The organism is Pararhizobium sp. LjRoot238 (genome assembly GCF_964252955.1).
GTDB lineage: Bacteria > Pseudomonadota > Alphaproteobacteria > Rhizobiales > Rhizobiaceae > Pararhizobium.
The window spans coordinates 3,097,341-3,109,531 of record NZ_CAXUPP020000001.1; the positions used below are offsets into that span (position 1 = coordinate 3,097,341).

A 12,191-nucleotide genomic window follows, 5' to 3' on the forward strand; every position below is an offset into this window, starting at 1 on the left:
TTCAGCCCCTATTCAGCCGACCGGTAATATTTATCATGCAATTCTTCCGGCGTGAGTTACGCTGAAGCCGGGCTGAAGGGGTGTCTCGTCTCGTCCGGGTATGTTGCCCGGAACCGCGAGCTGCCAAAAGGGGCGGCGCCGTGGCGCTGATGGGCAATGAAAACATTCGTAAGTGCATGTGTTTTGACTGTCATCACGGCTCTTCCGGCATGGTCCGCCACCGTGACCAACAAGGACGGTGAGGCTGCCGTGCTTGTTGTCGTTGAAGGCGAAAGCCGCATGGAAGTGGCAATCAGTGCCGGCGGCGCGGAATCGATCTGCCCCAGCGGCTGCTTCATCACGACGCCGAGCGGCGACCGCATCGGCCTGCAAGGCGATGAAACCATCGAGATCGTCAACGGTTCGGCCGTCGTGAAGTAATACCAAGGATCGATGAGACGACCAGACGGCTTCAGGCTGCCTTTCTTTTTGCCTGAAGCTGGTCGCGTATTTCAGCAAGCAATTAACGACTGTGAAAACCTTTCTGCGTAGCTTGGGCCTCGGGGACAATCTTTTCAGATAGGCGATCTATGTCATTTTTCGGCGTGTCCGGAATGTACTATTCCGGTGAATCCTTGCAGCAGCATCGTATTGTGCTTGCAGAAGACTCCAATCTCTTCTCTGCCATGGTCTCCAAGCGGCTCAAGGAGCTTCTCGACATCGACGTGATCGTCTGCCGCGACTATGAGGATCTGCAGTTTTCGGTCGAGAACGCGTCCTTTCCGGCAACGCTTGCCATTTCCAATATCAATCTTCCCGGTGCCGAGAACGGCGAGGCATTGTCCTATCTCATCGACATGAGCGTGCCGACGATCGTCTTCACCGGCACCTTCCAGGAAAGCACGCGCGAAACGATCCTTGCCAAGGATATTGTCGACTATGTCATTAAGGACAGCGTTTTCGCCGTCGACATGCTGGCCGAATCCGTCTGCCGGTTCCTGACGAACCACCGGCATCACGTGCTGATCGTCGATGACAGCCCGACGGCACGTGCGCTGCTGACGACGCAGCTGAAGCGCTACAACTTCCGCACCAGTTCGGCCGAAAATGGGGCTGCGGCGCTTGAGCTGCTGAAGAAGCATTCAGATATCGGCCTGGTGATCACTGACTATAACATGCCCGATATCGACGGTTTCGAGCTGACACGTCGCATCCGCGCAGCCTATGGGCCGCATCAACTGCGGATCATCGGTGTTTCCTCCTCGGACAACCGGCTCCTGTCTGCGCGGTTCCTGAAGGCGGGCGGCAACGATTTCATGCTGCGCCCGTTCGTCAACGAAGAGTTCTACTGCCGCGTGAACCAGAACCTCGACACATTGACGAAAATCCAGACTTTGGGTGCAAAAATTGCCCGCAAAGCTTGAGATGGGGCGCCGAGGGTAACATTTTCTGGACGCGGGTGGCGATTTTCGCCGTTCGGCCTGAGCAATTAACGAATTTGCAATCACAAGTGGATTTGATGATGTGACGGAGCGAGAGGATGGAACGCGGCGTCAGTCCGCGCATGGCATCCATTATCGTAAAAATGATATCTGAGAGCCAGCGTTCAGCGATAGCGGCGCCTGCGGCTCATATGGGATTGGCAGGAACGTGAGCTTTCGCAAAGTGTCGGGGCTGGGAAACAGCGTGCAGAAGCATTCGGGCAGGCGAATGCTTCTCATCGAGGACTCCCGTATGTTTTCGACAGTGATCAAATACGGGCTGGAAACCGTCCACGGCCTCGCCGTCACCCATTGCTCATCGCTTTCAGCTCTTCGCAGTGCTGTGGACGGTAGCGACGGCGAATTTTCCCTCGCTGTTCTCGATCTCAATCTCCCCGATGCGCCGAACTGCGAGGCGTTGGACTATGTGATCTCCAGAAACATCGCCGCAATCGTGTTTACCGGGTCGTTCAATGACAGGACTCGGGAGACCGTCCTATCGCGAAATGTCGTGGATTGCGTCATCAAGAACCGGCCCGATTCCATCAGCCACCTCATTTCGGTTGTTGACCGGGCGCTGACCAATGCGCGCACCCATGTTCTCTTGGCCGATTCCGAGGAGGCCTCGCGCGCCGAGCTTCTGGCGCTTCTGCGGCAGCAGCAATTCAACGTGACCGAGGCTGGCAGCGGCGCGGAGGCTCTGCGCCTGCTCGACACCTGCGACGACATCGACATGGTGCTGTGCGATATCGCGCTCTGCGACATGACGGCTTACGGTCTGCTCAGCGAAATTCGTCAGCGACATGGCGAGGACGCTGTCAGCGTCGTCGCTGTTGCTGCCTCCGATGATCGTGCCCACGCCGCCAGGTTCCTGCAGAGTGGCGGCACGGAGTTCATTCAGAAGCCGCTCCTCGTCGAGGAGTTCAACGGCCGCCTGTTTCAGGTCGCCAACATCCAGAAGCGCATCCAGGCCCTGCACAGAATTGCCGCCCGGGACTATCTGACCGACATCTACAACCGCCGCTACTTTTTCCAGTACGGTCCAAGAATGGTCGATCAATGCTTGCGGCGAGGCGGGACGACCTCGATCGCCATCCTCGATATCGACCACTTCAAGCGGTTGAACGACACCTATGGCCATGAGGTCGGCGATCTTGTCCTCAAGGTGGTCGCAAAACGCCTTCGCGCGCTGACTGGAGACGAGCACCTGCTCGCCCGCCTCGGCGGCGAGGAGTTCGGCGTCCTTTTCAACGAACTCGACGTCTCCGCCGCCCATGACTTCTGCGAGACCGTGCGCCTCGATATCGCCGGAGCCAAGGTGATGGCGGATGGCGAGGAACTGTCGATCACGATATCGATCGGGCTTGCCACGATCGAGGGACCGGAAACCTTCGACAACTACCTGCACGCCGCCGACCAGTTCCTCTACATGGCGAAATATGACGGCCGCAACCGGATCGTTTCCGAACTGACCCTTCTCAAGGCCATGGTTTCCTGACCGGCGACTGGTTTCGCCGCCGTGTCATATCCGGAAATCGAGCCCTGTGTTTTATCGTGCTGCCTGCAGCGTGAGTTTGCGCTCGGCGCGCTCCTGCTGGGGTGAACGATTGTAGAGTTCGCGATAACACTTCGAAAAATGCGAGGCGGAAACGAAGCCACAGGCGACGGCCACTTCGACCACCGGCATGGCCGACTGCACGAGCAGGTGGCGGGCGCGGTCGAGACGGATTTCCAGGTAGTAGCGGGCAGGGGAGCGCCCCATTTCCTGCCGGAACAGCCGCTCGATCTGGCGCCGCGACAGGCCGGCGCCGTCGGCGATTTCGAGAAGCGACAGCGGCTCGGAGAGATTGCCTTCCATCAGCTCGATGATCGACAGAACCTTGGCGTTCTGGACGCCGAGGCGGGCGCGCAACGGCAGCCGCTGGCGGTCGTGCGGGCCGCGCACCCGGTCGGTCAGCGCCTGTTCGCAGACGCGGTTGACGAGGTTCTCGCCGAAATCCTGGTCGATCAGGTTCAGCATCATGTCGAGCGAGGCGGTGCCGCCGGCGCAGGTGTAGATGTTGCTGTCGATTTCATAGAGGTCGGCATAGACATCGACCTGCGGGAAGCTTTCGGCAAAGCCCGGCAGGTTTTCCCAGTGGATCGCACAGCGCTTGCCCGTCAGCAGACCCGCTGACGCCAGCACATGCGCGCCCGTACAGAGGCTGCCGACCGAGACGCCGCGATTGTAGACCTCGCGCAGCCAGGCATTGACGGACTTGTTGTTGAAGTCCTCGACATAGATGCCGGAACAGACGAGAACCATCGAAGGCCGATTCTCGCCGCCGAGGAACTTGCGTTCGTCGGCAAGCGAGGTGTTGACCTCAAGCCCGATGCCGCTCGACGACAGGACCTGGGTGCCGTCGGTGGAGGCGAGGCGCCACGTATAGGCCTCATAGCCCAGCATGCGATTGGCGATGCGAAGTGTTTCGATTGCCGCGGAAAACGGCAGCATGGAAAAGTTCGGTACCAGGAAGAAGACGAGAGAACGTTTTTTGGTCAATGGCTTGTTCATTGAGAGGGTCCCATGCGCCGCGGATGTCGCATTTGTCACGTGGAAAAGCGGCATCTAGCTTTTCTGAAAACGACATTGGCATGGACGCCAGCGACTGCAAAGAAATAAATGTTTGCGACATCGAGTTGTCTGGCGCGAAAATCGGCAAAAGTCCTAAAAAATACCCAGTATTTTCGCTCTTGGCGACAGAAATGTCGCATTTCCATCCTGCTCCTGCAGAGTGCAGGGAATGCCACCAATGCGCATTGTGATATGCGGTTTGCAATTTGCGACATACGTTGCGGTGGCGAAGGTGTCGGAAACAGATCATGGCGAAATGGGTGTGCCAGCGCATCGGATCGGTAGCCGGAAAATAAAAAGGGCATTTCGTCATCGTGATCGAAATGCCCTTTTTATGCGTCATTCGTATTTGTTCGACACGGAGGATCGTCACCTGCCGCTGCGGGTGTCCGATCCGTCATTTTGCCGGCGTATCCTTGCCGGCCATGTCGACGGACGGAAAGCCGATGTCCTTCAGCGTGTCATAGGAAAGGCTCTCGAGAGCCCGCTCCGCGCGGTGACGCTGCCACGATGCAACGGCGCGGGTGCGCAGGCCGGCGAGGGTCGACACAAAGGACGAATGCCTTGGATCGGGTGTATGTTCTAGACTGAAGAATGCCATGTTCTGGTTTCCTTTTGATTGGGAGGCTTCAAAAGGTCGCGACCATGAAAGAGTAATGCCGTAAGGCCATTCATCATTCAAGCGAATATAATTGATCTCATGCATCAAATATCATGATGCTTCGTGAGGCTCGAAACGCCTTTGTCAGGTTCTCGGAAACAGAGGAATAGCTTGGCTCCCGGCTCGTTCCCTTTAGAACTTTTTGGCTGATTTCGCGGAGTCTGGGCCGGTGGCAAGTGTTGCTCTTCGCCCGCCGATTGCGCCTTCATCGTCTTCTTGACCAGATCGAGGGCGTCCTGCGGCGGTGTTCCCTTCGACATCTTGGTTTGTACGCGACGCTCCAGAGTTTGAGTTGAGCGTCGCTGAAGATTGGGCAGAATGTCATTTATACTTTCTGTCCCATTTATATTACAATTAGTGCTGTGTTTCGATTTGTCAAATTGCGCGGAGATGGGTTTTTTAGTGGATCAACTGGCAATTTTCAGGGGTGAATATCTGCAGTTGAAAAGAAAAATAAACAGCAGACCATGTGGACGTTCAGTATAAACAAGGGAGAGGACCCAATGAAACAGCAACCTCATATCGTTGATCTTCTGAGCGCCGCAAAACTTCTGGCCGACAAGCAGGGCCATGTCCTGCTGAGCTACATCATCAACATGGCGATGATAGAGGCATCGACAGGAACCACCAGGAAACAGATCGAGGACGACGAAGGCAGGGCGAAAGTCGCCTGATACTTGCAGTGGTAATGGCGTTTGACACCAATAGTTTATGACTTCAGACACATTTTTGAATTTTAGGCGGATGCTCGAAAGAGCGACCTTCGTTTTTAGCAACCTCAACTGCGTCGTTGAGCGCATGGCCGGTGTGTCCAGCACGCCGGCCATGCTTACAGGTGACACCGCGGATCAATCCTCTTCCTGGAAGACCGCCTCGCGTTTGGCTTTGACCGCAGGCAGGAAGACGACGACGAGGACTGCGAGCGCGATCAACAGCAGGACGGCGCTGATCGGCCGTGTGACGAACGTCATCGGATCGCCGCGCGACAGGATCATCGCCCGCCGCAGGTTTTCCTCCACCAGCGGCCCGAGAACGAAGCCGAGCAGAAGCGGCGCCGGCTCGCAACGCAGCTTGACCAGCAGGTAACCGGCAACACCGAAGAAGGCGACGGCATAGAGGTCGTAGACGTTGGAATTGACGCTGTAGACCCCGATCGAGCAGAAGGCCATGATGATCGGGAAAAGCACGTAATAGGGGATGGTGAGCAGCTTCACCCAAAGCCCGATCAGCGGCAGGTTGAGCACGACCAGCATCAGGTTGCCGATCCACATCGAGGCGATGATGCCCCAAAACAGCGCCGGCTGTTCGACAGCCACGTTCGGGCCGGGCACGATCCCTTGAATGATCATCGCGCCGACCATCAGCGCCATGACCGGATTGGCCGGGATGCCGAGCGTCAAGAGCGGGATGAACGATGTCTGCGCACCGGCATTGTTGGCTGATTCCGGTCCAGCGACACCGGCGATCGCGCCATGGCCGAATTCTTCCGGCGTATCCGAAAGTCGCTTCTCGACCGTGTAAGAGGCGAAAGCCGCAAGGATGGCTCCGCCGCCCGGCAGGATGCCGAGCGCTGAGCCGATGACGGTCCCGCGCACGACCGGTGCCCACATCTTCCTGAAATCGTCACGTGTCGGCAACAAGCCGCTGACCTTGGCCATGAGCACGGTGCGGGTTTTCTCGCCTTCCAGGTTGCGCAGAATTTCGGCGACGCCGAAGACGCCGACGGCGACTGCGACGAAGTTCAGCCCATCGGCATATTCGCGGATGCCGAGGGTGAAGCGCGGCGTGCCGGTATAGATGTCCGTGCCGACGAGGCCGAGAAGCAGCCCGAGCGCCACCATGCCCAGTGCCTTGACGATCGAGCCATGGGCGAGCGCGACCGAGGAGACGAGGCCGACGATCATCAGCGAGAAATATTCGGCAGCACCGAACTGAAGCGCGATGCCGGTCAGCGGAATGGCGAAGATCGCCACCAGGAAGGTGGAAACGGTTCCGGCGAAGAACGAGCCGAGAGCGGCGATCGACAAGGCAGCACCAGCCCGGCCCTTGCGGGCCATCTGGTAGCCGTCGATCGCGGTTACGGCGGAGGAGGATTCGCCCGGCATGTTGATGAGAATCGCGGTGGTCGAGCCGCCATATTGCGCGCCGTAGTAGATGCCGGCGAGCATGATCAGCGAGGAGACCGGCTCGAGCTGGAAGGTGATCGGCAAAAGCATGGCGATCGTCGCCGTGGCGCCGATGCCGGGCAGAACGCCGATCAGGGTCCCGAGCAGCACGCCGATCAGGCAGAACAAAAGGTTTTCGGGCGAAGCGGCGGTGGCGAAGCCGAGTGCGAGATTGCTGAAAAGGTCCATGATGATGTCCTAGAATCTGACCCAGGGGCCGAAACGTTCGAAGGGCAGGCCGAGCGCGTAGCTGAACACGGCAACCGAAAACGCCGTCAGCGCGATCGAGAGCACGATCGCGGTCAGCGGCTTCATGCGGTGGGAGGCGAAGCAGGCGATCAGCGCCGTGAAGAACAGCGACGGCACGAAGCCTAGGCCGCGCACGGTCAGCCCGAAAAAGATCGGTGCCGGCAGGATGAACAGCATGCCGCGCCAGGCGATCGGCCCGAGCGGTTCGCCATGCACGCGCGCCGCCTGGACCAGGACGACGAAGCCGAGAAGGGTCAGGATGATGGCAAGCACCAGCGGAAAATAGCCGGGGCCCATTCTCAGCGCCGTGCCGAGCTCAAGGCCGAGGCATTGATAGGTGAAGAAGCCGCCGATGCCGATGAGGATTGCGCCGCACAGCGCATTGGTCGTGTCGAGCGATAAGGATTTCATAGTGCCTCCGTGAAATCGGCCCAGCCGTCAACGTTTATCATCTCTTGAAAGGATATCCGAGAAAAGAGAGGTAAACGGACGCCTTCCTCCCGAGAAAGGAGGAAGGCGCAAGACGTGTCAGGCCCTTGCCATGACGGGAACGGGGTCAGTCGGCGTATTGGCCGGCCGCTTCGATGACCGGCTTCCAGCGGGCGATCTCGCCTTCGAGCTTGGCCTTCAGGGCGGCTGGCGTTGCGTCGGCTTCGGAGGACGGTACCGTGCCGAGCTCGGCGAAACGGGCGGCGACGTTCGGGTCCTTCAACGCGACCTGCAGGGCCTTCGACAGGCGTTCGACGGCTTCCGTCGGCGTGCCCTTCGGCGCATAGACGCCGTGCCAGATGCCGACCTGGAAGTCTGCAAGACCGCCCTCGGCGGCCGTCGGCACGTCCGGCAGGACGGGCAGACGCGCAGGCGAGGTCACAGCATAGGCCTTGATCGTGCCGCCGAGGATCTGCTTGGTCGTGTTGGTGGTCTGGTCGCACATGATATCGACCTGACCGCCGAGCAGATCGGTCATCGCCGGGCCGGTGCCCTTGTAGGGGACGGTTACAACCGGTGTCTCTATGGCGCTCATGAACATCATGCCGCAGAGATGCGAGGCGGCACCGATGCCGGCATTGGCGACGGTCACCGTGTCCTTGTTGGCCTTGACGTAGTCGATCAGGCCCTTGAGATCCGTCGGCTCGAAATCCTTGCGAGCGACGATGGTCATCGGCACCTCGGTGACGAGGCCGACATATTCGAAGGCGTTCAGCGTGTCATAGGCGAGCTTGCGGTAAAGCGTGGCGCTGGTCGCCATGCCGATATGGTGCAAGAGCACCGTGTAGCCGTCCGGATCGGCCTGCGCGACGCGGCCGGCACCGAGCGTTCCGCCGGCGCCGCCGACGTTTTCGACGATGATCTGCTGGCCGAGATCCTTCGACATGGATTCAGCGACGAGACGGGCGACCGTATCTGTCGGTCCGCCTGCCGAGAAGGGCACGACCATGGTGATCGTCCGCTCGGGATAGGTCTGGGCATTTGCAGAAACGGAAATGAGCGAAGCGGCAGCAAGAGCCGTCATGCCAAGCATGGCTTTGAAGATTTTCATCGAAGTCCTCCCAGATGAATATGTGGCCAGGTGGCGCAGCTCCTCCCGCGCCGATTCTGGATGCGTCATTTGCGACCGATATCAGAAAGGGAGCAACGGTTTCGCCGAGGCATTCGTTCCTTTTTCTCGATGCGTGCGGTGCACCATGGGTGAGATTGGAAACAATTGCCGTTTCCGATGGGTGGATTTCCACCCAATTTCGGTCAAACGACGTAATCGTCATCCGTGATCGGCATCTTCTTGTCGAGGCCGTATCGCTGCATCTTCTCGTAAAGCGTCTTTCGCGAGATACCGAGCTGCTCGTAGACGGGCCGCAAACTGCCGCCATGGGCCGCCAGCGCGCTCGCGATAATGCCACGCTCGTAGGCTGCCACCTTGTCTGCCAACCGCTGGCGCTCTGCGGGGGCCGGCGTCTCTTCCGGTTTCGGATCGAGGCCGAGCACAAGCCGGTCTGCAGCGTTGCGCAATTCGCGAACATTGCCCGGCCAGGTTCGTTCGGCGATCTCGGTCACCAGTTCCGGCGGCACATCTATGTCGTTTCGCATGTACCGCGCCGCCGCCTCCCGCACCAGTTGGAGGAAAAGAAGCGGGATATCGGCCTTTCGCTGCGCCAGCGAGGGCACGTGGAGCGTCGCGACGTTCAGCCGGTAGAGCAGGTCGGCGCGAAATCGGCCGGCGGCGACTTCCGCCTCGAGATCGACCTTGCTGGTGGCGATGAAGCGAACGTCGAGCGGCACGGGCTCGTTCGACCCCAGGCGGGTGATCACCCGTTCCTGCAGAACGCGCAGAAACTTCGCCTGCAGGTCGAAGGGCATGGAGCCGATTTCATCGAGCAGGATGGTGCCGCCGCGGCCATGCTCGAACTTGCCATAGCGGGGGCGAAGCGCGCCGGGAAAGGCGCCGGCTTCATGGCCGAAGAGTTCGCTTTCGATCAGGTTTTCCGGAAGTGCTGCGCAGTTGATGGCGATCAGCGGCCGGTCGGCGCGGGCGCTGATATCGTGCAGGGCGCGCGCGACCACTTCCTTGCCGACGCCGGTCTCGCCGATGATCAGCGTATCGGCGTCGGTGGCGCCGATGGCACGAAGCCGGTAGCGCAGTTCGACCATGACCTGCGTCCGTCCAGGAAGCCTCGCCTCGATATCGTCGCGCTTGCCGGCCACCGCCCTCAGGCGGCGGTTTTCCAGAACGAGGCTGCGGCGGTCCATGGCGCGACGGGCGATGGCGGCCAGATGCTGGGCGGTGAAGGGCTTTTCGATGAAATCGTAGACGCCTTCGCGCATCGCCTTGACGGCAAGCTGGACGTCCCCGTGGCCCGTGACCAGGATCACCGGGATTTCCGCATCCACCTCGCGGATGCGCTGCAAAAGGGTCATGCCGTCCATGCCGTGCATGCGGATATCGCTGACCACCACACCGGAAAAACTATAACCGATCAGTTCCAACACATTCTCGGCGCTGGAAAACGTATCGACGTCAAGCCCGAACAGACCCAGCGCCTGCGCGGTGGAATGGCGCATTTCCTCTTCGTCATCGACCAGTAGGACACGGGATTCGCTCATTCGGCAGCCTCCTGCGCCACTGTGGCGGCTTCCAGTTCGATGCGAAACACGGCGCCGCCTTCGGGATGGTTCGAGACGGACAGGCTGCCGCCGAAATCCTTGATGATGTTGTAGGAGATAGAGAGGCCGAGGCCGAGGCCCTTGCCGACGCCCTTGGTCGTGAAGAAGGGGTCGAAGATGCGCTCGGCGATCGCCGCCGGCACGCCGGGGCCATGGTCGCGTATCGTCAGGATCACTCTTCCATCACCATGCTCCGCTGAAACGTGGATACGCCGGTCGGCTAAGCCTTCGACTGCGTCCGCGGCGTTGGTAATGATGTTGACGAGAACCTGCTGCAGGCGAACGGAACCAGCCTTGACCAGCGGTATATCCGCCAGATCGATCTGCAGATCGGCATCGGCAGTTTTCAAGCGTGCAGCGACGATTTCCAAAGTGTCGGCCATCACCGCATCGAGCGCCACAGGCCCAAGCTTCTCGTTCGGCTTGCGCGCGAAATTGCGCAAGTGCCGGCTGATCGAGGCCATACGGTCGATCAGGCCGGAAATACGCCGGACATTGTCGCGGGCTTCGCCGACGCGCTCGAGGTCGATCAGCATCGCGGCGCTGTCGGCATAGGTCTTGGCGGCGGCCAGCGGCTGGTTGAGTTCATGGCTCAGCGCCGCCGACATCTGGCCAAGTCCGGCGAGCTTGCCCGCCTGGATGAGATCGGCCTGGGTCTTGCGCAATTCCTGCTCGGTCAGCCGCCGCTCGGCAATCTCCTCCTCGATGCGCCGGTTGACGAGGGCGAGATCGGCTGTGCGCTCTTCCACCCGGTGCTCCAGCTCGTTGCGCGCTTCAAGCTGCATGCGCATGCGCTCCTCCAGCCGGGCTCGCCGCTGGAGGAAAATGGCAAGCGCAAGGCCTGCGAGGCAAAGAAACAGCACGATGGCGACGATGGTGGTGCGCGCCTGGGTGCGTGCAGAGGCCGTGTCCATCAGGACGTTCACCGTCCAGTCGGCTTCCGGCATATATTGCGACAGCACCAGATATTCCCGCCCGCCGGGATCGTTCGTGGTCATCAGCTGGTGGTCTTCGAGGCTGCTGCGCTTGATCGGAAGGGGTTTCAGGACCGCCTCGGCATAGCGCCGCGACGCCTGCGTCCTTTGCAGCCGTTCGGCGTTCAGCGGCAGGATGCTGGAATAGAGCCATTCCGGGCTGCCGGTCATGAAGATGATGCCTTCGGGGTCGGAGACGAAGATCTTGTATTCGCCGCCGCGCCAGGAGGCTTCGATGGAATCGATATCGACCTTGAAGACGATGACGCCGTTGATCCGGTTCTCGACAAGGATCGGCGAGGCGAAATAGTAGCCGCGTTTCAGGGAGGTTGTACCGAGCGCGTAAAACCGCGACTGGTGTCCCTTGGCCGCTTCCTGGAAATAGGGCCGATAGCTGAAATTCTGGCCGACGAAGCTTGTCGGCTGATCGTAGTTGCTGGCGGCAATCGTGCTTCCATCCATCGTCATCACGTAGATGTCGGAGGATTCGAGCAGCGTGTTGATCTCTTTCAGGTAGAGGTTCGCAGCCTCCCGCAGGGAGTTGTCGTTCGGATGCGCGATCAGGTTCTTGATGCCGTCATGATCGGCGATTAGCGCCGGCAGGGGTTCGTAGCGGCTGAGATGTCCGCTCAATGCCGAGACCGCTAGGCGCAAGGCCGAGCCCGCCTGAAGCGATGCTTCATTCATGTAGCTTCGCGTTGCCAGCGCTCCGCCCTGAAAAATCACAGCGTAGAGGAGGGCGGGAATCAGGCAAAACGCCAGGACAAGGCGATATTTCACGGACAGCAAGGCTCCTCCCTCGTTCCTTCCGGCGGCCTTCATGCAGCCGGAATAAGAGTTTAGAGGTCAATGCCGTCGTTTCCAAGAGCCGTTGTATTGGCCATCCGCTTGTGCGTCACCGGGCGCGGC

Annotated in this window: 12 protein-coding genes; 4 read left to right on the top strand and 8 right to left on the bottom strand. The window is 59.9% G+C overall.

From position 1 onward, the window contains the following. Nucleotides 1–156 precede the first annotated feature (156 nt). From ACSQ3F_RS15025 to ACSQ3F_RS15035, 3 genes are all read left to right on the top strand, one after another. The gene (locus ACSQ3F_RS15025) at nucleotides 157–420 is read left to right on the top strand and encodes a hypothetical protein (protein ID WP_436100955.1); all 264 of its coding nucleotides are present in this window, start codon (nucleotides 157–159) and stop codon (nucleotides 418–420) included. 149 nt (nucleotides 421–569) lie between these two features. After that, a complete protein-coding gene (locus ACSQ3F_RS15030) occupies nucleotides 570–1,403 on the top strand; it encodes a response regulator (RefSeq protein WP_436100956.1) in 834 nt (277 codons plus the stop codon). 310 nt (nucleotides 1,404–1,713) lie between these two features. Next, nucleotides 1,714–2,958 (top strand): GGDEF domain-containing response regulator, encoded by a 1,245-nt coding sequence (locus tag ACSQ3F_RS15035; RefSeq protein WP_436100957.1) that lies wholly within the window; start codon nucleotides 1,714–1,716, stop codon nucleotides 2,956–2,958. Between the two features lie 51 nt (nucleotides 2,959–3,009). On the opposite strand, the gene ACSQ3F_RS15040 is transcribed toward ACSQ3F_RS15035, so the two are convergent. The 3 genes from ACSQ3F_RS15040 to ACSQ3F_RS15050 are packed head-to-tail and all read right to left on the bottom strand — an operon-like array spanning nucleotide 3,010 to nucleotide 4,675. After that, complete coding sequence (locus ACSQ3F_RS15040) at nucleotides 3,010–3,954, bottom strand: GlxA family transcriptional regulator (protein ID WP_436100958.1); 945 nt, start codon at nucleotides 3,952–3,954, stop codon at nucleotides 3,010–3,012. Continuing rightward, the gene (locus tag ACSQ3F_RS15045; protein WP_436100959.1) at nucleotides 3,893–4,417 is read right to left on the bottom strand and encodes a hypothetical protein; all 525 of its coding nucleotides are present in this window, start codon (nucleotides 4,415–4,417) and stop codon (nucleotides 3,893–3,895) included. The genes ACSQ3F_RS15040 and ACSQ3F_RS15045 overlap by 62 nt, the downstream gene beginning before the upstream one ends. Before the next feature lie 54 nt (nucleotides 4,418–4,471). After that, entirely contained in the window at nucleotides 4,472–4,675 is a 204-nt protein-coding gene (locus ACSQ3F_RS15050; RefSeq protein ID WP_436100960.1) for a hypothetical protein, read from the bottom strand. Between the two features lie 563 nt (nucleotides 4,676–5,238). Between ACSQ3F_RS15050 and ACSQ3F_RS15055 the strand changes: the two genes are divergently transcribed. After that, on the top strand, nucleotides 5,239–5,409 hold the full coding sequence (locus ACSQ3F_RS15055; RefSeq protein WP_436100961.1) for a hypothetical protein: 171 nt from the start codon (nucleotides 5,239–5,241) through the stop codon (nucleotides 5,407–5,409). A gap of 174 nt (nucleotides 5,410–5,583) precedes the next feature. Here the strand turns inward: ACSQ3F_RS15055 and ACSQ3F_RS15060 are convergent, their stop codons facing one another. From ACSQ3F_RS15060 to ACSQ3F_RS15080, 5 genes are all read right to left on the bottom strand, one after another. After that, a complete protein-coding gene (locus ACSQ3F_RS15060; RefSeq protein ID WP_436100962.1) occupies nucleotides 5,584–7,089 on the bottom strand; it encodes a tripartite tricarboxylate transporter permease in 1,506 nt (501 codons plus the stop codon). A gap of 9 nt (nucleotides 7,090–7,098) precedes the next feature. Next, nucleotides 7,099–7,560 carry a tripartite tricarboxylate transporter TctB family protein gene (locus ACSQ3F_RS15065; protein WP_436100963.1) on the bottom strand — a complete coding sequence of 154 codons (462 nt, stop codon included), beginning with the start codon at nucleotides 7,558–7,560 and terminating at the stop codon, nucleotides 7,099–7,101. A gap of 145 nt (nucleotides 7,561–7,705) precedes the next feature. Further along, complete coding sequence (locus ACSQ3F_RS15070; protein WP_436100964.1) at nucleotides 7,706–8,689, bottom strand: tripartite tricarboxylate transporter substrate-binding protein; 984 nt, start codon at nucleotides 8,687–8,689, stop codon at nucleotides 7,706–7,708. A gap of 203 nt (nucleotides 8,690–8,892) precedes the next feature. Beyond that, nucleotides 8,893–10,248, bottom strand: a complete 1,356-nt coding sequence (locus ACSQ3F_RS15075) for a sigma-54-dependent transcriptional regulator (protein ID WP_436100965.1) — start codon at nucleotides 10,246–10,248, stop codon at nucleotides 8,893–8,895. Continuing rightward, on the bottom strand, nucleotides 10,245–12,062 hold the full coding sequence (locus ACSQ3F_RS15080; protein ID WP_436102158.1) for a sensor histidine kinase: 1,818 nt from the start codon (nucleotides 12,060–12,062) through the stop codon (nucleotides 10,245–10,247). The genes ACSQ3F_RS15075 and ACSQ3F_RS15080 overlap by 4 nt, the downstream gene beginning before the upstream one ends. Nucleotides 12,063–12,191: the final 129 nt, after the last annotated feature.